19 protein-coding genes and 1 pseudogene are annotated in these 24,018 nt (G+C 46.1%); 10 read left to right on the forward strand and 10 right to left on the reverse strand.

The features are described 5' to 3' along the window. Positions 1-587 (forward strand): annotated as a pseudogene (locus tag AACV78_RS17170) (shikimate dehydrogenase); the annotation flags it as partial. A gap of 114 nt (positions 588-701) precedes the next feature. Beyond that, complete coding sequence (locus tag AACV78_RS17175; RefSeq protein ID WP_194012793.1) at positions 702-1,133, forward strand: hypothetical protein; 432 nt, start codon at positions 702-704, stop codon at positions 1,131-1,133. A 240-nt stretch (positions 1,134-1,373) separates the two neighbouring features. On the opposite strand, the gene AACV78_RS17180 is transcribed toward AACV78_RS17175, so the two are convergent. From AACV78_RS17180 to AACV78_RS17190, 3 genes are all read right to left on the reverse strand, one after another. Continuing rightward, positions 1,374-1,661 (reverse strand): YggT family protein, encoded by a 288-nt coding sequence (locus tag AACV78_RS17180; protein ID WP_194012794.1) that lies wholly within the window; start codon positions 1,659-1,661, stop codon positions 1,374-1,376. Positions 1,662-1,897: 236 nt separating this feature from the next. Further along, positions 1,898-2,221, reverse strand: coding sequence for a ssl2009 family thylakoid membrane protein (locus AACV78_RS17185; RefSeq protein ID WP_194012795.1), 324 nt, complete (start codon positions 2,219-2,221; stop codon positions 1,898-1,900). 156 nt (positions 2,222-2,377) lie between these two features. Next, positions 2,378-2,746 (reverse strand): YkgJ family cysteine cluster protein, encoded by a 369-nt coding sequence (locus AACV78_RS17190; protein ID WP_194012796.1) that lies wholly within the window; start codon positions 2,744-2,746, stop codon positions 2,378-2,380. Between the two features lie 475 nt (positions 2,747-3,221). Between AACV78_RS17190 and psb30 the strand changes: the two genes are divergently transcribed. Beyond that, a complete protein-coding gene (gene psb30 / locus AACV78_RS17195; RefSeq protein WP_106149210.1) occupies positions 3,222-3,362 on the forward strand; it encodes a photosystem II reaction center protein Ycf12/Psb30 in 141 nt (46 codons plus the stop codon). Between the two features lie 481 nt (positions 3,363-3,843). Here the strand turns inward: psb30 and recJ are convergent, their stop codons facing one another. Further along, positions 3,844-5,919 carry a single-stranded-DNA-specific exonuclease RecJ gene (gene recJ / locus AACV78_RS17200; RefSeq protein WP_194012797.1) on the reverse strand — a complete coding sequence of 692 codons (2,076 nt, stop codon included), beginning with the start codon at positions 5,917-5,919 and terminating at the stop codon, positions 3,844-3,846. Positions 5,920-6,250: 331 nt separating this feature from the next. Between recJ and AACV78_RS17205 the strand changes: the two genes are divergently transcribed. Next, positions 6,251-7,156 carry a bestrophin family protein gene (locus AACV78_RS17205; RefSeq protein WP_194012798.1) on the forward strand — a complete coding sequence of 302 codons (906 nt, stop codon included), beginning with the start codon at positions 6,251-6,253 and terminating at the stop codon, positions 7,154-7,156. A gap of 252 nt (positions 7,157-7,408) precedes the next feature. On the opposite strand, the gene lnt is transcribed toward AACV78_RS17205, so the two are convergent. Together lnt and AACV78_RS17215 are read right to left on the reverse strand one after the other, a co-directional pair. Beyond that, positions 7,409-9,274, reverse strand: a complete 1,866-nt coding sequence (gene lnt, locus AACV78_RS17210; RefSeq protein ID WP_194074317.1) for an apolipoprotein N-acyltransferase — start codon at positions 9,272-9,274, stop codon at positions 7,409-7,411. Positions 9,275-9,767: 493 nt separating this feature from the next. Continuing rightward, complete coding sequence (locus AACV78_RS17215; RefSeq protein ID WP_194012134.1) at positions 9,768-10,115, reverse strand: histidine triad nucleotide-binding protein; 348 nt, start codon at positions 10,113-10,115, stop codon at positions 9,768-9,770. On the opposite strand from AACV78_RS17215, the gene AACV78_RS17220 reads away from it, so the two are divergent. After that, the gene (locus AACV78_RS17220; protein ID WP_194012135.1) at positions 10,114-10,503 is read left to right on the forward strand and encodes a hypothetical protein; all 390 of its coding nucleotides are present in this window, start codon (positions 10,114-10,116) and stop codon (positions 10,501-10,503) included. The two genes, AACV78_RS17215 and AACV78_RS17220, sit on opposite strands and share 2 nt — an antisense overlap. A 35-nt stretch (positions 10,504-10,538) precedes the next feature. Continuing rightward, positions 10,539-12,068 carry a YifB family Mg chelatase-like AAA ATPase gene (locus AACV78_RS17225; RefSeq protein WP_194012136.1) on the forward strand — a complete coding sequence of 510 codons (1,530 nt, stop codon included), beginning with the start codon at positions 10,539-10,541 and terminating at the stop codon, positions 12,066-12,068. A 133-nt stretch (positions 12,069-12,201) separates the two neighbouring features. On the opposite strand, the gene AACV78_RS17230 is transcribed toward AACV78_RS17225, so the two are convergent. Further along, complete coding sequence (locus AACV78_RS17230) at positions 12,202-12,408, reverse strand: type II toxin-antitoxin system HicB family antitoxin (protein WP_194012137.1); 207 nt, start codon at positions 12,406-12,408, stop codon at positions 12,202-12,204. A gap of 219 nt (positions 12,409-12,627) precedes the next feature. Here AACV78_RS17230 and AACV78_RS17235 point away from each other — a divergent pair, with 219 nt between their 5' ends. From AACV78_RS17235 to AACV78_RS17245, 3 genes are read left to right on the forward strand one after another with little or no spacing between them, the layout of a single operon-like run. Then, positions 12,628-14,652 carry a hypothetical protein gene (locus AACV78_RS17235; protein ID WP_194012138.1) on the forward strand — a complete coding sequence of 675 codons (2,025 nt, stop codon included), beginning with the start codon at positions 12,628-12,630 and terminating at the stop codon, positions 14,650-14,652. Beyond that, entirely contained in the window at positions 14,645-15,658 is a 1,014-nt protein-coding gene (locus AACV78_RS17240) for a hypothetical protein (RefSeq protein ID WP_194012139.1), read from the forward strand. The genes AACV78_RS17235 and AACV78_RS17240 overlap by 8 nt, the downstream gene beginning before the upstream one ends. An 8-nt stretch (positions 15,659-15,666) precedes the next feature. Continuing rightward, entirely contained in the window at positions 15,667-21,375 is a 5,709-nt protein-coding gene (locus AACV78_RS17245; protein WP_194012140.1) for a DEAD/DEAH box helicase, read from the forward strand. A 137-nt stretch (positions 21,376-21,512) separates the two neighbouring features. Here AACV78_RS17245 and AACV78_RS17250 read toward each other — a convergent pair whose 3' ends face one another. From AACV78_RS17250 to AACV78_RS17260, 3 genes are read right to left on the reverse strand one after another with little or no spacing between them, the layout of a single operon-like run. Continuing rightward, the gene (locus AACV78_RS17250; protein WP_194012141.1) at positions 21,513-21,737 is read right to left on the reverse strand and encodes a type II toxin-antitoxin system HicB family antitoxin; all 225 of its coding nucleotides are present in this window, start codon (positions 21,735-21,737) and stop codon (positions 21,513-21,515) included. Between the two features lie 50 nt (positions 21,738-21,787). Beyond that, positions 21,788-22,018: a type II toxin-antitoxin system HicB family antitoxin gene (locus AACV78_RS17255; protein ID WP_015175593.1), complete on the reverse strand. Its 231-nt coding sequence runs from the start codon at positions 22,016-22,018 to the stop codon at positions 21,788-21,790. After that, positions 22,015-22,221, reverse strand: coding sequence for a type II toxin-antitoxin system HicA family toxin (locus AACV78_RS17260; protein WP_106148795.1), 207 nt, complete (start codon positions 22,219-22,221; stop codon positions 22,015-22,017). The genes AACV78_RS17255 and AACV78_RS17260 overlap by 4 nt, the downstream gene beginning before the upstream one ends. Before the next feature lie 216 nt (positions 22,222-22,437). Between AACV78_RS17260 and purB the strand changes: the two genes are divergently transcribed. Next, positions 22,438-23,733, forward strand: a complete 1,296-nt coding sequence (purB, locus tag AACV78_RS17265) for an adenylosuccinate lyase (protein WP_194012142.1) — start codon at positions 22,438-22,440, stop codon at positions 23,731-23,733. The last annotated feature ends 285 nt before the right edge of the window (positions 23,734-24,018 follow it).

Below are 24,018 nucleotides of genomic sequence, written 5' to 3' on the forward strand. Positions count from 1 at the left end.
CTAGGGGGGGTTCCGAAACAGGGGCTGTTGAACCCAGTCCCCCACCTTACCAAGGGGGGGCTAGGGGGGGTTCCGATTGGAGTCAGAAAGTAGCGGTAATTTTGGGAAATGGCGGGGCGGCGAGGGCTGTTGTGGCTGGATGCGCTCAATTGGGATGTGCCGAGATTCACGTTGTCGGCCGCAGCGCCCAAAATTTAGCGGAATTTCAGCAGAGTTGGGTAAATTCTCCGATGCCGGTGCAAAATTTGCAGGTGCATACTTGGGATAATTTGTCAATGTTGATTTCGCAGGCGGATTTGCTGGTGAATACGACTCCTGTGGGGATGCACCCGCACGGGGAAAAGTCGCCGGTTTCTGCTGCTGCGCTCGATCGACTGGCCGCAGGTGCGATCGCCTACGATCTAATTTACACCCCGAATCCGACTCAGTTTCTCAAAGATGCACAGCAAAGAGGGGCGCTAGCTATTGACGGACTCGAAATGCTCGTTCAACAAGGAGCAGCCGCCTTGAAAATTTGGCTGGACACAGAATCAGTCCCAGTCGATGTGATGCGCCAAGCATTGCGGCAGCATTTAGGCTTAGACTGATGCTATTTGTCTGGCGGTAGGGAAACCGCGCAGTGCTGTTTCCCTGAAGATGTTGAAAATTAGATCGTGAATTCGCGCTAAGCTGGGAATTAAAATATACTTGCGCTGCAATTTATGAAATTTCGAGCTATCAGTCTTTTTTTTGCTACTTGCGCGATCGCAATTTTTAGTTTGGTATACACTCCGCCCGCTTGGGCTCTGACACAGATCAAACTTTCAGATCTTTCTTATCGCGAATGTCCGGCCGAAATGGCAGAAGGAACAGTCACTAGCGGCAGTTCTATGGAAGCTAACTGCTTTTTGATTACAGGGAAAGCTGAAAATAGCAGCGGCAAACCAGTTGTCAATGCGGATATTTTCGGCCGCATTTATGATGCCGACGACAATCCGGTAATGCAAAACCGGACTCGCTTGGGTTCTATCGAAGAAGTTCCTCCCGGAGTTAGCGATTTTCAGCTCAGAATTTCGGTGTCGAGCAATCAGCGAACACCTTTGAAGCTCAAGCAATTTAAAGCTACAGGTTTTACTGGCGTGGTTCGCCGCTAACAAAACTATTTGAGCTTTTGGGTGGGCTACTCTGAAATTGCGATGCAGTTTTCGATTTTTGCTTGTAGATTTTAGATTGTTGAGTGGCTGGCAATTTCTAATTTCTAATTTACAACGAAGAACTCCCCAGCTTTTCAACCGGGGAGTTCATTTAAGAAGGTCAAATCTAAAATTTAGTTGCCTGCAGCTACGTCTGCCAAACAATTTACGCTTGCTGCTTAACAAATTAAGCTTTTTTAACTACAAGGCTGTTTGCAAGCTGGTTAAAAGACCGATCAAGAATTCCGAGCCAAACTGAAGTAAAAAGAATGCAATCAGCGGCGAAAAGTCAATCCCTCCTAAAGGTGGAATAATCGATCGGAACAGATTTAGGTAAGGATCTGTAAGCTGACTCAAAATCGAAAACGGGGGATCGTACCAATTGATGTTGGGGAACCAGCTTAAGAGCACCCTAGCAATCATTAGGAATGTATAGATTTGCAGAAATGTGGACAGCGTGGTTGCCAAAAGACCTATGGAATAACTCATATATTCTGCTTGAAGTTTGAGTAAAGTTTACAGACGCTTCAGCTTTAAGCTTAGCATAGCTGCGGGAGCGGGCGAGGGTGGGAGCATCCCGATTTGGTAAAAATGTTGTTTGGGAATGCGATTTTCCGGCTCGCTTGTGTTTGTCTCTGGCTTCGTGCTGTGCAAGCGAAACACTCCGGCGTGAAAGTCGATCGCCCGGATGCAACTGGCATACTAATCTAAAATTTTAAATTGATTCAGGAGTCTCGGGCGATCGAACCCTCGCTGGTGTGCGCTGGCCCATTCCCGTTGACATCGCCTAGTTGCAGCCGCACGTCATCGATGGTCTGATTTAGCTGGGCAATTTTATCTTCCAAACTCAGCCTTGCTACTTCCATCCCTTCGGCTTCGAGTTGGCTGGCTTTTTTCTGGCGGATCTTTCTTACCTCTGCTTCTGAAGGTTCACTCAGCAAAGCTTCCGCAGCGCGCCGCGACAGCAAAGCGCCGACAAATGCGCCCACCAAGCCACCAACTGCGGCTCCGGCAATGAATCCCCCTGTAAAACCTTCTCGATTGCTCATGGCTCAACTCAACTGCGCGATATTTCCGTAATTTATTTATTTTGACACTATCGGCTGGAGAAACTGGCAGACGATCGTTCAATTTTAGATTTTAGATGGAGATAGCGATCGGGCAAAGGAGCTGGAGGGACAAAACCCAAAGGAACATCAACTCGGTTAATTACCGGGTAAGGCGAGAATTCCCACTTCGGAGTTGAAGCGGATCATTTCCAAAGAGCGATCGCCATAAAGGTCTTCAATGTGCTCCTTGCAGCACTCGATCGCGAAATCGTTCAACTCGGCCGGCTCAATCCCGTACATCTCCTCAAACACCTCAGAGTCTACCCGACAAAAGCGCGGTCGATCGGCATATATTCCGCATTCTCGCGTACTTCTGTCAAAATTGATACACCAACCGTCATCTCCGACCAAGCTCAAGTATAGCTCTAATTCCTCAGCAGACAAATACTCGTCTAAGTCAGGGCGCTCTGTTGGTTCTAGGTAACAACAAGCACCGCATTGTTTTACGCAACGCCAATTCGCCATAGTTCGATTTTAGATTTTAGATTTTAGATTTTAGATACTTCGGCTTGCTTCGGCTAGGCCAGCGGACAAGTCGCGAGTGTACAAGTTTTAGAGTTTAGATACGGCGACGGAGGCCTACAAGTTTGAGATTTTAGATTGGGCCCGCTAGCGGGAAAATCGGAAACCCCAGAATATTTCAGCTTTTGGTAGTATATCAAGTGCCAGCGCCGGAGGCGGGAAAGTCCCGGCTGCGGATGCGTACAAAATCCTGGTTTACTCGCTCGCTCGTTCATTAGTTCCTCTCGGATTCTCTTCCCCTATCGAGCAATAGAGGAGTTTTTGACCGGAATGCGCGATCGCTGGGAGGTCGATCGTTCTTTACATTTTGTTGAATTTTGTAAACTTCCTTAAAAAATAGGGACAATAGCCCGGTAAAATCAGAAGCGGATTTTCTAATTGAACAATCTAGACTTAATAACTACAGTCAGGAGGACACATGGACTTTATAACCGATCTTTTCAGCGGCCTCGACGGTGTAAACTACCAACTCATTGTTCAAGTAGCTTTACTCGCAGCAGTCGTGCTTTCGGGCCCGATCGTGATTTTTCTATTGGCCGCTAAAGGCGGCGATCTGTAATTATAGCACGCTAGGTGGCGATCGAGAGTTGGGAGTTTTGGTTTTAAATGTGATGCACTCATTCCCAAAGCTCGATCGGCAATCGATTTGAGATTTTCCATTTTTCGATTTGAGATTGGGGCATTGAAGGATTGATATCATGTCCGCTCAATTAACCACACGCGCGTCAGGTTCGTAGTGCGGGCGACCGTCCGCTCTTCCAACAGGTTCGTAGTGCGGACGACCGTCGGCTCTTAAACAAAGGAGTTTCGGGCGCACTACAAACCGTTTTTGTTAGAGTAATCAATCCGACATGAGATGAGGGATCGGTGAGTATCTCCTATGAGAGATCGAACTGCGATCGCATCTAAAATTTAAGCTCGATCGCAACAGTTCGAGCCAAAATAATTTAGATAGGCGGGAAAGAGCCTTTCTTTACCCGCGACTTCTAGAAAAAAAGAAGTGTGGCAGATGTTTGAGTTATTAATTAACAACTGCTAAATCAAATACCGAGGGCGTGTTTAGCAGTTTGAATCAAATTCTCAAAAAAAGGTAAAGATACATCGACTTCTCTAGCATCGAGGCGGGAGTTGCCCAACAAACCGATGTTTTGTCCCGGTGCAACAGCCAAAACTTGCCCTTGAGAGTTGCGAATTCTCAACTCCTCTTGAGAACCGGCGGGAGACAGACTGCAAGAATAAGTGCGATCGCAATAATCAAACTCAACTTTTCCAAACACCTGCCGCCTCGAACTCGCAGCACTAGCAGGCAAGCGGACACCCAACAACTCTAACTCAACCGATGTCTTGCCATTAAAACTATTTTCCCGCAATCGGTAAGCAATATCAACCCGCCGAGGCAAAGGAAAATATTCGCCCCAGCGCCAAGCAATCCCCTTCACACTAGCCGAGCCTTGTTCATCTTGAGTTGCAGTTAGTTTAACGTGGCCTCCTTTACCCACAATTTTCTGTTCAGCGATGCAAACATTAGCCGTCCAAAATACAGGAGCCTTATTTTCAATTCCGCAAGGTTCCAAAGCATCAATTTGTCGGTAAAGATCGAGATTAATCTCAGCCAAATCCGCTCGCACATCTACAGAAACCAGCGGTTTGAGGTGTTCTGGCTGCAAACATTGATTGGCAAAAACTGACAGTTGACGGCAAAATTGTTCGAGATTTTGGGCCGGCATAGAAAAACCGCCAGCCGCTTTATGTCCGCCAAATTTAGTTAACAAATCAGCGCAAAAATTCAGCCCGTCAAATACATTAAATTCAGGAATTCCCCTCGCCGAACCCCGGATAATATTAGCCTTTTCGCCACCCTCATCCTCAAAAGTACCGATAAAAACGGGTACGCCGTAACGTTCCACCAACCGAGAAGCCACAATCCCGATCACCCCGTGGTGCCAACCGGGTTGCACCACAACTAACACCCGTTCCTGCTGCAAATCTATCGCACTTTTCTCGCACCAAGCAATCGCTTCCTGCTCAATTTCCTGACACAACTCCTGCCGGCGCTGATTGATTTGTTCGCACTGCATCGCGTTTTTGAGTGCCAATTCGCGATCGTCCGTTGTCAGCAACTCGATCGCAATTTGAGGGTCAGCCAGCCGCCCCACAGCATTAATCCGGGGCCCCAGCCGAAAACCAATATCTTCAGGCTTTAACGTATTATTAGCTTGACTTTTTGAATTAAAAAGAGGTAAATTTTCCGCACTTCCCGCCTGTACTCCCGCCACCTGAATCAAAGCTTGAACCCCCGCCAATTGCGAGTGAGGCAACAGTCGCAAACCCCGCTTTACCCAGCGGCGATTAACCCCAGTCAAAGGAGCTAAATCCGCAATAGTTCCCAAAGTAAATAACTCCAGCAGCGGATTTACCAACCCACCAACTTTATTCAAATCTTGAGCTAAAGTAATCGCCAAAACATAGGCAACACCTACCCCAGCCAAGCCGCGATAAGGCGAAGATTCCGCAATTAATTTCGGGTTGAGAATAGCATCCGCCGGCGGTAGTTTTGGTGGCAAATCGTGGTGGTCTGTAATAATAACTTTTACACCGAGTTCTCTGGCTCTCTTGACCGGCCCATAGGCTGCAATCCCGTTGTCTACTGTCAGAATCAGAGCGACACCTTCAGCGTGAAATTCTTCTACAATGCGATCGTTAATCCCGTAACCTTCCCGCATCCGGCTGGGAATAGCATAATCCACCTTCGCGCCCAAACTCCTAAGAGCTCGCAGCAACAAAGCCGTGCTCGTCATCCCGTCAGCATCGTAATCGCCGCAAATCGCAATTTTCTGCCCTCCCGAAATTGCCTCCCGCAACAATTTGACACTCGCAGCCAAATCGGGAAACTCATCCATTGGCGCGGGCAAAACCAGAGATTCCGGTTCGATAAACCCTTGCACTTCTTCAACAGAATCGATACCTCGGTTAATCAGTACCTGTGCTAGCAAAGACGACAAACCGATTTCTGCGGCAAACTGTTCGGCTTGCTGCGGTTGAGGCGCATAAATTTGCCACCGTTGGTTGGGCAATCGGGGAGAATTCGGGGGCAAAGATGTCGGTAGCTCTTGCACGGAAGCTGAGATATTTAAAGATACACAACCAATCTTACCTAATTAAGTGCATCAGTCAATTGATTTTAGATTTTAGATTTTAGATTTTAGATTTTAAATTTATCCTAAAGATGAGTTTTGTGGGTAAAATCCAAAGGTTGTTAGTAGGAAAGCTTTTTTCGGAAGCTCTCACCGTACCCAAATACGGATACCAGCGCCTGACAGGAGTCCTGGAGAGCAAACAATTTTAGACCAAAGTTCCAACCCCCAGATTGCACCTGCCCTTGTCAATCGCCAATCGAAAATAGACTGTGGGCGCAGACGAGTGATTTAATTTTATAAGGAGAATTGCATGAATGTCGATCGACCGTCTTGGTTTAAAATTGCATTACAGGTTCGAGGGTCTGTCATTCTCTCAATTTTGCCCCGGGTTTTGCTGTGCGGCGGCTTTGGAGTTTTTATTTCCCTGCTGCACTTTTTTAAATGGCCGGTTTCCTTGCCCATTTTATCGAGTATTGTACCGAGTATTGTGCTGGGTTTACTGTTAGTTTTTCGGACAAACACAGCCTACGAGCGATTTTGGGAAGGTCGGAAAATGTGGGGAACCTTAGTCAACAACGTCCGCAATTTAGCGCGCCAAATCTGGGTAGCAATTGAGGAAAAAGACCCGCAGGATATCGCCCTCAAAAAGTCAGCCCTGCGCCTGTTACCTGCCTTTGCAGTATCGATGAAATTGCACTTGCGAAAAGAAGCAGTAAATTCCGAATTAGAGCATTTGATGTCTCCTTCGCAGTACGAAAAGCTCAAGTCGATGAACAATCCGCCGCTAGAAATTGCTTTTTGGATTGAGGATTATTTGCACGAGCAGTACGAGCGCAATTGCCTCGATGTCTATCAGTTAACTGCTATGAAGGAGTTAATAAACTCTATGATTAATGTATTAGGTGGCTGCGAGCGGATTTTGAAGACACCTATCCCTTTGGCTTACACGATTCACCTGAAACAGCTATTGTTGCTTTACTGTTGTGCACTGCCCTTTCAAATGGTGAAGGACTTGACTTGGGGAACCGGCGCTGTTGTGGCTTTAATTAGTTTTACTTTGTTCGGCATCGAAGAAATCGGCATTGAGATAGAAAATCCCTTCGGCCACGATGACAATGATTTGCCTTTGGACAATATTTGTGCTACCATGCAGCGCAATATGGACGATTTGATTTCTTTATCTCCTAGCATTCACAAACAGGTGAAAGATCAGTAGATTTAGGAGTTGTTAGTTGTTAGTTGTTAGTTGTTAGTTGGGGCGGTGGATGGTGCGTGTCCGCCCTCAGTTGTTAGTTGTTAGTAACTGTAGGGTGCGTCGCTATTGAAAATTACTGAAAAAAATTGATAATTGAGTGAGCGACGTACCTGAGCAACGAGTGAACTGTAGGGGCTAATTCACCAATAATCCTGACAGTGCAGACAGATTCAATAAACCCCCCCCGCCCCACCAGCACACCCTTTACGAAGATTAATGTCTAACAATCAACCGCATCAACCCAGCTAAAACTAACAATAAAGGTGTCAGCCAATCTCCCCAGCGCACGTACAAAGTCCGAGTTTTTCGCCGATAAATAGTAGCATCTCGGACTTCGTAGGTATTGAGTCGAGATTTCCACATCGTCTCGCCGTGAGGATTTACAAAAGCAGAGTACCCCGTATTAGTTGCGATAGCTGCCCATCTATCTGTTTCAATTGCACGCATCACATCGAGGGCGTGATGTTGGGCCAGCATCGGCGGTTTGTAATGGGCATTGTTGGAAGCTGTAATCATAAATTCGCCTCCCTGTGCTGCTTGATATCGGAAATTTTCAGCAAAGGCGGAATCGTAACAAATTCCGACGATGGCGCGGCCAAAGGGCGTATCAAATAATTGTTTTGAGTTTCCTGGTACTAAACGAGCATCTAAGGGTGACAGCCGATTTATAATCCCGCCTAAGATTTCGTAAAAAGGGATATATTCGCCTAATGGTACTAGCTTTAGTTTATCGTAGCGACCGACAATTGCTCCAGTGCGATCGATCGCCAATAAGCTATTAGTGAGGCCGTTTTCTTCTTGTCCAAATCCTCCAACCCAAGCCACTACACCGCGTTCGAGAATAGCTTGGTAAAAGGAAAGAGTGGAACGCTGATACTCGTTTGTCCAGATAAAAGGCAAAGCTGTCTCTGGAATTAACACAGCATCGACTTTTCTGTCTGCTAACTCTTTGTATCCAGCGGTGTAACCTTCCAAAGCCCGCCGCCACCCGTCTGAGTCAAACTTAATTGCGTTAGGAATGTTTCCTTGAATAATCCCAATTTTTAACGATGTTCCGGCTTCTTGAATTAAGGGGCGATTGTACAAACTCCAGCCGACAATATGCAAAACTAAAAACAAACCCGCAGGCAAAATATAAGCAACCCAATTTTTACTTTTTCCTTCTTCCTTTTCTCCTCTCCACTCTTCCTTCTTCCCTCTTCCTTCTTCCTTCTTCCTTCTTCCTTCTTCCTTCTTCCTTCTTCCTGCAATAAAAGCTTCGGCAATTAAGCCATTTACTGCTACGATGGCTGCTGTTACTGCAGCGGGGCCGGAGAGTTGACCGAGGTGCAATATTGGTAAATTGTGCGGGCTTTGGGTGTATGATAGTGATGTCCACCACAGCGAACCTGTACTCCAAATACTTTCTAAGGCGCACCACAAAGCTGTGCCAATTAAAACGCGGGTTAATGCTAAAAATTGAGTTTTACCCTCCCCAGCCCCCCCTTGTAAAGGGGGGGAGTTAAGCAGAGGATTTTTAGCTGGTAAAGGGGGGGAGTTGAGAAGAATAATATCAGAGCTACCCCCCCCAGCCCCCCCTTGTAAAGGGGGGGAGTTAAGAGTAAGAATAGGATTTTTTCTTGCTATAGTGAGGGAGTTGAGAATTACAAATAGCCACGCCCAAACGGTGACTAATGCGGCTCCCCAAAGGGTGATGAATGCCCAGCAAAAAAGTGCGATCGCCAGACTGGGCCACCAAGGAACTCCTAACCAAGTCATGGGGTGTATTCCCATAATCCAAGATAGGGCTAATCCGTGATAGCCAATTCCCCAGAGAGAAGGAATAAGGAAGAAGGAATAAGGAAGAAGGAATAAGGAAGAAGGAAGAACTTTTTGTTTTTTTTCTGTGATTATTGGTCGTTGATAACTGACAACCATAACCCACAGCGGAATTAATGCAATCCAGGCTAACGGCCAAGCATTGAATGGTGCTGTTGTCAGTGCCATCAAAATGCCGCTGCAAAATGCGATCGCCCAAGCTAATACTTGAGATTTCCCAAGCGCGAGTTTTTCAAATTTAAGCCGGTTAAATATTGCCACTTTGACGATCGCCAGATATAATTATTAATTAATATATCACGTTCGGTCAATTAACTGTTTTTAGTGAGGACTTCAGTCCGCATCCATTACCAGGAGTAAAGTCCTCACTGCGAAGCATTTTGATTGGGAGCGTTGCAGCGGAAATAAGATGAGAAATAAGTCTCTTAAGTTATATTTGCTCAAACAAAAAGCTAATTTTAGCTGTTGATTGAAGGAGCAATCGTTGCTACCGGGGTGACTTCACTGGCGGCCAAGTCGAGGGGGAAGTTGCGATCGAACTACATTCTCAATAGACTGCTTGCATTCATGCCAAAACCATTTTAAAATTATCTGCGCTGCATCTGTGTCGATCGGTCTGACATCTGCGGTTGACCGACTCGCATCAATATGCAGCAAAAATTTGTTGACCAAAAAACCCGGTTTCTGAGGCGCTAATCGCAATCAACCGGGTTTCTGAAGATGAGTTCGTAAATTGGGCCTGCAAAATTAACCTTTAGCCGGGGGGCCAGTTCATCTGCCGTCCGCCGAGAATGTGAAGGTGGAGGTGGTGTACAGTTTGGCCGCCGTCATTACCGGTATTGATCGCGACGCGATAGCCGTTGGACAAGCCCTCTTGTTCTGCTACCCGCTTGACAGTCAGCAGCAGGTGTCCCATCAAATCCTGGTCTCCCGATTCGGCATCGGCTAATTTGGGAATAGGTTTTTTGGGAATGACGAGGATGTGGACTGGCGCTTGGGGATTGATATCTCTGAAGGCGAGGGCCAAGTCGTCCTCATAAACGATGTCTGCTGGAATCTCTTTGCGGATGATTTTGCTGAAAAGCGTTTCTTGAGTTGTCATGGGTGTTAAGGAAGAAGGAAGTTCGGCAACGGATTATGTAGCGGATGTAACGGATGTAACGGATGTAAGTCCGTCGGAAGACGGAAGACGGAAGACAGAAGAGGGAAGTTCGGCAACGAGCAATGTACGGGATGTAACGGATGTAACGGATGTAAGTCCGTCGGAAGACGGAAGAAGTGGCAAGGCCCAAGAGGGAAGGTGGCAGGGTGAAGGCAGAAGGTGGAAGGCAGAAGGCAGAAGACGGAAGGCAGAAGACGGAAGGCGAAGGGGGAAGAGGGAAGGGGGAAGACTCAGCAGCAGAGGAGCAAAAAGAGAAAAGGAAGAGGCAAGGAAAAGTTTTTCTTGCTTCTTCCGGTATTCATTAGTCATTGTTAATCATAATATATGATGAATCAAAGACAGGCAAATTAGGGATCGAGAAAAATGCTTGCTAGGGTTTGGAGTGCATCGATCGTAGGCATTGACGCGGTAAAGGTGGGCGTGGAGGCTGATGTGTCGGGGGGGCTGCCGAAAATTGTGGTGGTGGGGTTGCCCGATTCGGCGGTGCAAGAAGCTAAAGAAAGGGTTAAGGCTACGCTAAAAAATTCGGGTTATGCTTTTCCGATGCGGAGTATTGTGATAAATTTAACTCCGGCGGATTTGCGGAAGGAAGGGCCGAGCTTTGATTTGCCGATCGCCATTGGCATTTTGGCAGCGTCGGAACAAGTCAGCGCTGAACTTTTGGGAGATTATTTGTTTTTGGGCGAACTGTCCTTAGATGGAAGTTTGCGGGCTGTGTCTGGGGTGTTGCCGATCGCCGCTGCTGCTGCCAAAATGGGTGTTTCTGGGTTAATTGTACCGGCTGGTAATGCGGAAGAAGCCGCTTTGGTGCAGGGAATATCTGTTTACGGTTTTGAAAATATTTTTGCAGTTACTGATTTTTTAAACAATCCTCAAGTTTATTCGCCGGTACAAGTAAACGGTAGAGAAGAGTTAGCAAAAAAGCGGATTCCGGGTTTAGATTTAAAGGATGTAAAGGGGCAAATTCACGCGCGGCGGGCTTTGGAAATTGCGGCGGCGGGGGGACACAATTTGATTTTTGTGGGGCCGCCAGGGAGCGGTAAGACTATGCTGGCGAGACGTTTGCCTGGTATTTTGCCGCCGCTGACTTTTGATGAAGCTTTGGATGTGACTCAAATTCATTCGGTGGCGGGGTTGTTGAAGGATAAGGGAATGTTGGTGAGCGATCGGCCTTTTCGCAGTCCTCACCATTCGGCATCGGGGCCTTCTCTTGTTGGCGGCGGCAGTTTTCCGCGTCCGGGTGAAATTTCTTTAGCACATCGCGGCATCCTTTTCTTGGATGAATTAACTGAGTTTAAAAGAGATGTTTTGGAGTTTTTGCGGCAACCGTTGGAAGATGGTTATGTGACGATTTCTAGAACCAGACAATCGGTGATGTTTCCGGCGCAATTCACTTTAGTTGCGAGTACAAATCCGTGCGCTTGCGGTTATTACGGCGACTCGATCCAACAGTGTACTTGTTCGCCGCAAAAGCGGGAGCAATATTGGGCAAAGCTTTCGGGGCCTTTGATGGATCGGATCGATTTGCAGGTGGCGGTGAATCGTTTGAAACCGGAGGAGATTACGCGACAGCCGACGGGGGAGGAGTCGGAACCGGTGCGGGTGAGGGTGCAGCGGGCGCGAGAGATGGCGACTCGCCGTTTTCAGTCGGAAGCTGGCTTGCGGTGTAACGCGCAGATGCAAAGCAGTCACATTAATACATGGTGTCAGTTGGATGATGCTTCGCGGAATTTATTGGAGATGGCGATTCGGAAGTTGGGCCTTTCGGCGCGGGCGAGCGATCGAATTTTGAAGGTTGCGAGAACTATTGCTGATTTGTCGGGGGATGAAAGCTTGAAAACGAATCATGTGGGGGAGGCGGTGCAGTATCGGACGATCGATCGGATGCAGTAATGTGGATTTGTGCGATCGTTCATCCAGATATGTAGGGGCGGTGCCCCCGTGCCCGCCCTCTCTCTCCGATCGATCGGGCAACCACTCTCCGATCGGGCAACCACGGGGGGTTTGCCCCTACAAGAATTACTCACTATATTGCAGGTCTATATTTAGGTTCAGGAATGGTTTTTTCCGCAGCTTTTGCAGCTTCTAGCCATGCTGTTTTAGCAATCTGTACTTCCTGCAAAGCTGATTCTGGGGTTTCGCCAAAAGCTGAACAGTATTTTAAATCGGGAATATCAGCAATGTAGCCTTCATCTTGGTTGCTGTAAAAAATATTGATGCGATCGTCTTTCATGGTTCATCATCCTCGTTTCTAACAATTCTTGTCTGTGTTTGGCGGTTTTCTCGTAAGTGTGTCCGTGAGTGCAAGGCTGCATAATATCAGTAAATTCACGCAAGATGACAACAAAAACTCGCTCTTCTTTTGACCGCTGGACGATCGGACTATAATGGCTATTCATGGGCTATAATACTTAAAATTACTAATCTCACTTAAATTATCTTAAATATAAAAATGGATTATTTAAAATGGAATAATTCAATCGCAGCTCATTTTTTCAAAAATGAAATGGCAGGGCGCAGCGTTCATTTGTACGTTACAGAGGAACTAATAGAACATATTGGTCAAGAAAGCGGTGCTAATTTTTTAGATTTTATTGAAGCTATCAAAATCGGACTTCCTGGTGCAAAAAGGAAGGGTTTATGCGTAAAAGCTTGGGAAACTCAGGAAAATTGGCTGCGAGAGTTAGATTATCCGCCATACATTGGTTATTTAGCGCTATTTGTCTTAGCAGCCGGTATTGAAGGAGATTTTGCCGCGAATTCTTACTATCCGCGCTTGCGAACATTACTTGGTGAAGAACCTACCACAGGCCAGTATCCTTCATTTGACAAGATGTGGAAACTCTGGGAAGATTTAGAAAAGTGGTCTAATCAAGATAAATCTGGCGAATTGGGTATCTTTAACAGCATAAGTGTTGGGAAGAGAAATCACATTGGATTACCCATCGCCCAAACCCTCTTGACTGAAAAAGAGCGACGCGCCCTCCCTGCTATTTTTGCCGCTGCTGACTTAGATCCTATTTCATATCCTGCTGAGGGGGCGATCGCACTTTTGTTAGCCTCGCACGGGCGCAAACAACTGCATAAACGGACGCTGGACTTGTTAAAAGAAACCAGAGATAGCGACGAACTTCGCCAAGCATTGCTAGAATGGATTATTGATGAATTGCGCGCTTGGGATGGAACTGCTGAAGATTCAGGTAAAACGCAGATTTATGGACTATTGAGATTGTGCTGCAAACACGATTCAACTGCCAAAAGCGCTACCTTCAGCTTGCGTTGCAGTACCAAACACGAATTTCCTGAAGAGGATTTGCTGTTATTTTTAGAAGACACTTCTCAAGCTTTTTCCTGTTACGAAGATAGTGGGGGTTTTTCTTCACCTCTAATATCTGAGTCAGACGGAAAACCGCTGGTTGGTTGTGAGTTTGATTGGTTGAAAGGTTTGCAAGTGCGATCGGCTGACTCTAAATGGTGTTTTAGGCTGCCAGCATCGCCCATTCGAGTATTCGTTAATGGAGATAGTCAGGGATTACCCGGACTCGTCGAAGTGCGACAACTTCCCGCTCAACAGCCATTTTATTTGGCTGCACGCGAACAGTGTTTAGAATTGCTGACAATATGGGGAGAATTGAGCTGTCAAGGCTTTGAAAAGTTGCAAATTATAGATGGTTTGCCCAGTGGGTGGCACTTGTTCAAAGCGCAGGCAGCTTGCAGTGACGAACTCATTAAACAAGAATACCCAATCTTAGCTTTCCCGACTAATGTACGGCTAGAGTTAGCTGGGGGAATCCGCCTGGAAAGAGGCAATAAATTCTTTAAGTTTGCCCCGCCGAAATTGATACTGCAAGGTGGCAGCGAATCAATAAAAGTATATTGCAATAATAAGTTGTTAGATTGCAGGTCAGCAGCAGGTAATTATGAATTGCCAGCCGATAGTCCAGCAGAAACAAAGTTGCTAATTGAAGCACGCAGTGGAGACGATATTATCAAGCGCTGTTCTCTGTTATTGGTAGAAAACTATTTTTTGCCATCCCAAAGCAACGCGCAACAGTTCGATCGCTTCGGGAAGCTCCACACCGGGGAAAATGAGAGTGCGGGCGTTGCTGGTGCATGGGTGTGGGGCGTTGATTTCCCGGACTTTAACTTCAACACTTTTTTACCAATACAAGGAAAGCAGCGGATTTTCTATGTAGGTAAAGAACCAGGGCAAATAGCAATCTGCCCAGCGGAATCACTACCTACAGATTGGGAGCCTGTTTGGGCGATTTCCAAAGGTCGCCATCGCGGTCAAGCAATGTTTTGCGGTACCAATTTGGCAGAGTCACAACCGTTGATGTCAAAGTGCAAAGACCGAAAGAAAATGCGGGCATGGAAAGAAATATTGTGGCACGATCGCAAGATAATTTCCCCGCCCGATCGCTCTAACTTAAAAGTATTGTGGAAACAATTTCAAAAGGAGGCAGAGCGTGTCTGAAACCAGCGAAAAACTGCTCTACGTTATTTCGGCAAAAAAGCAAGTTGCTTGGCTATCTTTTAAGCAAACCTTTGATTATTTGTATAATATTGAGATGGGTGTGAGGGAGGAAGACACGGACAAAGACAGAATTAAGAATCAAAGATTTCAAGCAATTCGCGCCCTCGATTCTCTGGGTCATTGCGACTTTTATTTTAGCGGTGATAGCAGCCATAATAAGGTTTATGCTGCTCCTCCTGTTTTGGTGCGATTGCCTTGTGCCGGCTTTCCTCAAGCCATTTTAGCAGGAGCGCGATCGCCTGCTACTATCCAACAATTATCAGAGGCTTGTCAGTCTGCGGGCGATCGCATCAACCTTGAAATCCAAGAACAAGCCAGTGAATCAGTGCTGATACCGAAGCGAGTGGCTGTACAAGCAGAGGATGTGAGGGAATTAGGGGCGATCGCATCATCTCTCACCATACCTTTTATCGAAACGCCCTCAGCCTGGTCTTTGCTGCATTTTGCCGCGAGTATTGACGAATACTTAGCTACCCTCAAATGGGCTAAAGATTCTGAATTGAACTGGAAACACCAAACCTTTGAACCTAGTTCATTACAATTTAAAACTCTCGACAAAACCGACAATAATATCCGTATCAGCCGATACAGTCATCCATCGCGAAACACCCAATCTTACTATCTTTGGCAAGATGGAATCTGTACCGCAATAGACCTTGATTGGGGAAAGTATGCCGTTCTCAAAGCACTGCGGCGGAATGTTCTAATCTACGACAAACGCACATTCATTATGGCAGTACCAGCCAGCGCGAATCTGCCGCGACTCCTAGAAAGAGCCTTAACTCTTTGTTCCGGTTATGCAGCAACATATGTAAAAAAATTGCCGCACGATCCGCAAATTCAGGGATTCAAGTTATTCTCCGCAATTCCCCCTAAAATAGCAGAAATCACCGCAAAAAAATTAGGGCAAACACTCTTGCAGGAATCTTTAAATATAACATATTGAGGTAATTTATGCACGACCCAATTAACGCCTTTAACACCATCCGCGACAACTTCCTACTATACATAAAAACCGCTTTCGGAACTCAATTTCCCGAAATAGAACAAGAACGCGAAAGACTGCTACGCCTACCCGGTGCATTCCATCAAGAACCCTGGATTGAACCGATGCCCCGCTATCAAAAATCCGGTAAAACTATCAATGATTTAGATATTTCAAACGTACCGGGATTAGATGAATCAGCTCTTCAAGATTTTAAACAGCTTGCCTCCTGCGGACTTGTAGGCAATTACGAACTGTACAGCCACCAAATCGAAATGCTGCGACAAGCATTAGAGGGTCAAAATGCTGTAGTAACTGCGGGAACTGGTTCAGGTAAAACTGAATCTTTTATGTTACCGCTATTTGCTTACCTTGCCCAAGAATCGAGAAATTGGAATGCTCCTAAACCAGAACCAGAACACCTTAACGACTGGTGGAAAAACAAGGATTGGCAGAAGGAATGCAACCCATTGGTTAAGACAAAACGCAGTTTTAAGCGTTCTTATCGTGTTTCTCAGAGGAGTCACGAAAATCGTGATTCTGCCGTTCGCGCCCTGATTTTATATCCCATGAATGCCTTAGTTGAAGACCAACTTACCAGGCTGCGCCGCGCTTTAGATTCTGAAGCAGCACGAGAGTGGTTTAAAGATAATAGAAAAGGCAACCGAGTCTATTTTGGAAGATACAACGGTGTTACACCTGTACCGGGGCATGAATACAAAGAAAATGGTAAACCTAATGGCAAAAAAATAGAAGAATTGCTGGAAAAAATCGAGAAGATGGAAGAATCAGCGGATAAAGCGAGAGAACACGCAAGTAAAACTGGCGATGATGATGTGAGGTTCTTTTTCCCGCGTTTAGACGGGTCAGAAATGCGCTGTCGCTGGGATATGAAAGATGCCCCGCCAGATATTTTAATTACCAACTATTCTATGCTCAGTATCATGCTGATGCGGAATATCGATCGAGATATCTTTGAAAAAACAAAGGAATGGTTAAACAAAGATGGTAGCGTCTTTCATTTAATTGTTGACGAATTGCACTTGTACCGCGGCACTTCTGGGACAGAAGTTGCTTATTTGCTGCGACTGTTGCTGCAACGCTTGGGGCTGCATCCAGGTCATCCAAAATTGCGGATTCTTGCCTCTAGTGCATCTCTGGAACCAAACGATCCAAAAAGCTTAGAATTTCTGAATCAATTCTTCGGCGTTGAATGGCATTCCGAACAGATTATCCCTGGTCATTTAGAGCCAATTCCGCCAATTGAGGGTCAAGAATTTATTGATGCAGAACCGTTCATCGCCTTAGCATCAGCACCGGAAATTAATAATATAGAAACGTTGCAGTCAACGCATGAATACAGTGATAGCAATCAAATAGTAGAATCTGAAAGTGTGCAGATTGGCGCTAGAATGGTCAATGCTTGTACAGTTGATGACAAAATTCGTGCCGTATCGATCGCTGATTTTGGTCAAAAAATGTTCGGCAATGACTTAACAAATGAAAATCTCAAACTGGCAGTAAGAGGATTGCTTGTCGCTCGTGGGTTGTCCGATCGAACATCCTTGCCATCTTTCAGGCTGCACTGGTTTTTCAGGAATATCGAAGGGCTGTGGGCTTGCACTAAACCAAATCACGGGTGCGAGGAAAGCGAAATCAGCAAGAATCGACCTGTGGGCAAACTATTCGTAGAAAATCCTCCCATACTTTGCGATAATTACCGAGTTTTAGAACTTCTTTACTGCGAACAGTGCAAAACTGTATTTTTTGGGGGAAACAGGCTGACAAGACAGAATAATGACGGATGGGAACTTTTACCTACGGAACCGGATATTGAGGGAATTCCTGACCGTAAAACAGCCATAGCTTTAGATCGCCGCAAGTATCAAGAGTTTGCCGTATTTTGGCCTTTTAGAAATATTGACGAAGAGGTTAGTAAAGGTTGGAAACAGCCATCGAGACAAGGTAAAGGTAGCGAGAAGGCTTGGTGGGATAAAGCATCGCTAGATACCCGCAGTGGTCGCGTTATTTTAGGAGATCCAGATTCCCCGGAGGAACAGTGGGTGAAAGGCTATCTGTTTCACTTGCGATCGCTCTCAGCAGACAAGCAAGAATTTATTGGATCGTTACCCTCAACTTGTCCCTGCTGCGGTGCAGACTATAGCAAACGCAAGTTTCGCAAATCTTCAATTAGATGGTTCCGCACAGGTTTTTCTAAAGTGAGTCAACTGCTGTCTAAAGAGCTGTTTTATCAGTTACCGGAAGATGCAGAATCCCGGAAATTAGTCGTTTTTTCGGACGGCCGAGAAGATGCAGCTTCTATATCCAATGGAATTGAGCGATCGCACTATGACGACCTGGTACGAGAAGCAATGTTTGATGAACTCGGACAGTTAGCGATCGGAGAATTACGCCTATTAGAAGATATTCAACAATGCAATCTACCTGCTCGTCCAGAAGCCCTATTATTTGCTCAACGCAACGCCAAAGCTGTTGAAGATTTACAAAAAGCTATTAAAAATGTTAACAAACCCTTGCCAGAAGGTCTCGATCCTGAAGATTTGGAACTGTTACAAAATCGGCGAGATGACGCTCAGAAGCTACTCAACCAAATCCAGCAAAGAGGCAATACCCGCACAGTTCCTCTCAGAGCGCTATTTGAAGGAATTGAAAATTCCCAAGACCCAGGACTCCTGATCCAGCGATTGATAAAGTTAGGTGTTAATCCTGCGGGTAACGATGTTCTTTACCAAGACTTCTCCTATGAAGGCAAGTACCACCATTGGACAAAATTATTTGACTTTGAAACCGCAGGGTGGAAACCAGATTTGTGTGCCGAAGCAAAAACAAGGCGAGACAGCACACTTCGAGAAAAAGTAAAATCCGAGGTCTGCGACACGCTTTTCAGTCGCCTATACTTTGGGATTGAAGCATCGGGTTTGGGTTATATTCGCCTGAATTTACAGCCAAATCACTTAGAACAGCTAGCAATTCAATGCGGAGTTTCAAGCTCAGTATTTGAGAGCATTTGCGACGGCAGCTTGCGAATTTTAGGTGAATTGTACAGGTATCCGAAAGAACCTCAAGAGTATTCACTCCACGACTGGAAAGACTGGGACGATGCGAAACCAAAATTGCGTAATTACGTTAAGCAATGTGCAGAAAAAAACGGGATTTCACCGCAGCAATTAAAGCAGGCATTGAAATCTGCCATTTGCGAATGCGGGCAGCACCACCACTTTAAACTTAATCCCCGGCATTTATCTGTACGAGTTGCTGTGTCCGATGACCCGGTGTGGCAGTGCGATTCTTGCCAGCGCCCTCACCTGCACCGTGCGGGAGGTATTTGTACTAATTGTTTGGCAAATTTATCGGCGGAACCTAATAAAAGATGTGCAGATTTATACGATCGCAATTATTTCGCTACCCAAGCTGTAAATAAGCGTCAACCGCTGCGGTTGCACTGCGAAGAGTTGACCGGACAAACCGACGATCAAGCTGAGAGACAGCGACATTTTCGCAACATCATCGTGAATTTTGACGAACAAGAAAGAGATTTTATCCCAGAGGTAGATATCATCGATATTTTGAACGTCACTACCACAATGGAGGTGGGGATTGATATTGGCAGTTTAATGGCTGTTGTGATGGCAAATATGCCGCCGATGCGCTTTAATTACCAACAGCGTGCGGGTCGCGGGGGTCGCCGGGGCCAGGCTTTCGCGATCGTACTTACTCTCTGTCGGGGTCGATCGCACGATGAATTTTATTACCGCCATCCTGAAAAAATTACGGGCGATCCGCCGCCCGTTCCTTTTCTTTCTATGCCACAGGTTGAGATCGTGCAGCGCCTCCTAGCAAAAGAATGTTTGAGACGTGCATTTAAGGATGCTGGTGTCAACTGCTGGGAAGTAGAAAAAAAGCCGGACAGTCACGGTGAATTTGGCACACTTAAAAAGTGGAAGGAAACGGAAGAACGCCGCGAACAAGTTCGTAATTGGTTAGAGAAATCAAAGCAAGTCACCGAGATCGTAAATTCTCTGCTAGTCGGTGTTGAAGGTATCGATCGCCACAAACTTGAAGAGTATGCACGTCAGGATTTGTTTAATAAGATTGACGAGTGTGCCAATAACTTAGAATTGACGGGAGATGGCTTAGCCGAACGCCTTGCTGAGGGCGGGGTTTTGCCGATGTACGGGATGCCCTCAAGAGTGCGCGATTTGTACCATCACGATCCGTCCCGAAAACAAAGAGTTCTTCCTACTATCGATCGAGATTTAGATTTAGCTGTCTCTGAATTTGCCCCTGGTTCAGAAAAAACTAAAGATAAGCGGATTTATACTGCGATCGGGTTTACTGCATCGTTAATTCCCGACACTAAAAACGGGTTGGTTCCTGCTGGCGAACCTCTGAGCGATCGCCAATGGATGTTGAGGTGTCAGCGGTGCCAACATACGGACACTTCTAATACAATCTTTGAAGATACAGTCTGTCCGAAATGCGAGGCAACTGACGAACAGGGATTTCGAGTTTTTCAGTGGGCTGTTCCTTTAGCTTTCCGTACCAGCCTCAATCCTGGGGCGGATGCTAAAGATGAATACGATGCGTTAATCACAGGTGCTGGTAGCGTAGCCGAATCACAACCTCAAGATTTTGAGTTAGTAAATAACACAAATACTCAGACAGCTTTTTCTGAATCCGGTCGCGTTTTTCGGGTGAATGACAATCGAGGACTGCTATTTAAGGGAGCAATTGGAAATGCAACATTTGGACGCAAAGAGAAACTGTTAACAGATCAATGGATTGATGAGCGATTTCAGAATACAAATAATGGGGTGAAGTTTAAACAGCAGGGCGAGTCAGAGAAAATTGCGATCGTTGCCCCAAAAACCACTGGCGTACTGCGAATTAAACCAGCGGCTGTACCTGTTGGATTGTGCCTCGATCCCGTTGCAGAGGGTTCCGCAGTCAAAGCTGCTTTCTACTCAGCCGCTTTCATGGTTCGTGCTGTAGCAGCACAGGAGTTAGACATCGATCCTGAAGAATTAGACGTGAGCGGTTTGCGACAGGCTGAATTAGAGGATACTGGGGAAAAAGTAGGAGAAATTGTGATTAGCGATCGGCTTGCTAATGGTTCTGGCTTCACCTATTGGCTAGCTAAGCACTGGGAAGACATCCTTTTAGACAAAATTTTGAATTCTCAAAATAGCTTTGCTGAGGCGATAATGTCACCAGAACACTGCCAAAAATGCGACTCTTCCTGTTACGATTGCTTGCAGCAGTACCGCAATATGAACTATCACGGTTTGCTGGATTGGCGTTTGGGGCTTTCCTTGCTGAGGGGATTGGCCGGCAGCAATTTTCAATGCGGGCTGGATGGAGATTATTCTACTCCAGACTTAGAAAATTGGGTATTGCAAGCAACTAATCTGCGCGATACATTTTGTGCTTCGTTTAGTTGTTCCGGGCAACAGTTCGGCCCTCTACCGGGTTTGACGGTGGGGGATATAAGTGTTATTATCGTTCATCCTTTGTGGAACCTAGATTCCCCTCAAGGCTTATTGAATGAAGCGAAGGAAGCCGCAGCTCAAGTCGCAGCGCGCGATCGGATTCGATACCTCGATACCTTCAATCTGCTGCGCCGTCCAAGTAGGTGCTATCAGTCATTGGGTGATTAAATCGAAGCTTCAAATATTATCATACTTAATAGTGGGTGGGGGCGGGTTTATTTAACCTGTTTGCAACATTTAGAACTGTTGGTGAACCCGCCCCTACAGGTTATTGAAAATGGTGCAATATCTCAGTTTAAACAAATTTAAGCAGCCTGAAATAATCGTTCTAGCTTCTTAGTTACTGGCAATGGTTTACCTTCAGCTTGACAGCTTTCGATTAGTAACTCTAGTACCTCTCGCGCATTGTAGATAGCTTCTTCATAAGAATCTCCGTGAGTTACTGGCTGCATTACATCCTCAAATTCAGGCAAAAATACGACAAAGCATCGATCGCCTTCTGACCATTGGATCACAACTGTATATTTCATGGTTCTGTCTCCTCTGCTTCGATTTGCCTCAGCACCTCAATTGTTTCGTTTTACGCAATTTGTAGTCGTTTTCCCAAAGTCTGAGGTTCTGGTAGAGGTTTTCCATCTTCTTGATAGAGTTCAATTAATGTTTCTAACAATTCTTGTCCGTGTTTTGCCGCTTCTTCGTAAGTGTGTCCGTGAGTGCAAGGCTGCATAACATCGGTAAACTCAGGCAAGCTGACAACAAAAAGTCGATCTTCTTCTGACCACTCGATGATGAGACTGTAATGGCTATTCATTCTTCTATCTCCTTCAGCTTCTGCAAATCGGATATTACTCTTTTTTCATGATAATTTGGTGCATCATCGCCATCATTACCTGACAGTGTAATTTTTTCAGGTAATAAAGGGTGTTCCCATACAGTGTGACTGCCCTTTCCCTGTCGGTAAGTAAACCCTGCTTTTAGTAATAGGCTTTTTAATTCTCGAATCTTTTTAGGCATGAGTGATGCCAGCTAATCAGGTTTAGGATATTGTAGCCGATCGCCCAAACTCCAAAAACCGAGTTGATTTGAGAAACCGGGTTTTTACCCAATCTGCGGGCTACAACAAAGTATTTTCGTAAAAAACCCGGTTTCTGGGCCCCAAATTCCCCATCCTGACTCTCGCATCCCCACACAGATGTACAATGGTGAGATCGCATTCCCCAATTCCCAACCGTGATTGACCGCTACACTCTGCCCGAAATGGGCAACATCTGGACTGAAACCGCCAAACTCAAAAGCTGGCTGCAAGTAGAAATCGCTGTCTGCGAAGCTCAAGCCGAACTCGGCTACATCCCCGCCGCCGCAGTCGAAGAAATCAAAGCTAAGGCTAATTTTGACCCCAAACGAGTCCTCGAAATTGAAGCCGAAGTCCGCCACGACATGATCGCTTTCTTGACAAATGTCAACGAATATGTAGGCGATGCCGGCCGCTACATTCACCTCGGTTTAACCAGTTCCGATGTGCTCGATACTGCTTTGGCGCTGCAATTAGTCGCTAGTGTCGATATTTTGTTACAACGTGTCGAAGATTTGAGCCAAGCTATTCGCTATCAGGCCCAACAACACCGCAATACTGTGATGGTTGGCCGATCGCACGGAATTCACGCCGAACCCATCACCTTTGGCTTTAAACTAGCAGGATGGCTGGCAGAAGTGTTTCGCAGCCGTGAAAGATTGGTGAATTTGCGATCGTCCATTGCTGTCGGCAAAATCTCCGGCGCAGTCGGCACCTATGCTAATATCGATCCGCGAATAGAAGCCATTGCCTGTCAAAACCTGGGACTCGAACCCGATTGTGCATCGACTCAAGTCATTTCGCGCGATCGACACGCCGAATACGTCCAAACCTTAGCACTGTTAGCAGCATCGATCGAGCGTTTCGCAGTAGAAATCCGCAACCTCCAACGCACCGACGTGCTCGAAGTCGAAGAATTCTTTTCCAAAGGGCAAAAAGGCTCATCCGCCATGCCCCACAAACGCAACCCAATTCGCTCCGAAAGACTCACGGGGATGGCAAGAATTGTCCGCGCCAACGCCGTCGCAGCCTTAGAAAACGTAGCGCTTTGGCACGAAAGAGACATCTCTCACAGTTCCGTAGAACGGATGATTTTGCCCGACAGTTCTACAGTAACTCACTTCATGTTAGTAGAAGCCACAGACTTAGTAAAACACCTGCTAGTCTATCCCGAAAACATGAAGCGCAACATGAACCTTTACGGCGGGGTAATCTTCAGCCAGCGGGTGATGTTAGCCTTAGTAGAAAAAGGCACGAGTCGCGAAAACGCCTACACAATTGTCCAATCTTGCGCTCACGAAGCTTGGAACAAGCCAGGGGGCGATTTCTACAATTTGATTGCCAAAGACGATCGCGTCACAGCTAAAATGACCAGCAAAGAAATTGATGATTGCTTCGATCCGCAGTATCAATTGAGGCACTTAGATTTAGTGTATCAGCGCTTGGGAATTTAAAAACTGGATTTTTGGCAAACATATCACACGATAATCGATTTGTATGGTGCGTCAGACGAATTTATAGAGCAATTATCGAGGGTTTAGTATTCTGACGCACCTTACTAAGAGTGCCAGTTGCGTAAAATCGTTTACAATTGTTTCGGAATAATTAAACCGCAGAGGGCGCAGAGGGCGCAGAGTCAGAGAATAGAGAGATGAATAATTCCGATACCAACGGATTTGATATGACTTCTTCCTTCGTGTTCTTCGCGTCTTCGCGGTTCAATCATACTAATTATTCGT

It is taken from the genome of Tychonema sp. LEGE 07196, assembly GCF_963890365.1.
Lineage (GTDB): Bacteria > Cyanobacteriota > Cyanobacteriia > Cyanobacteriales > Microcoleaceae > Microcoleus.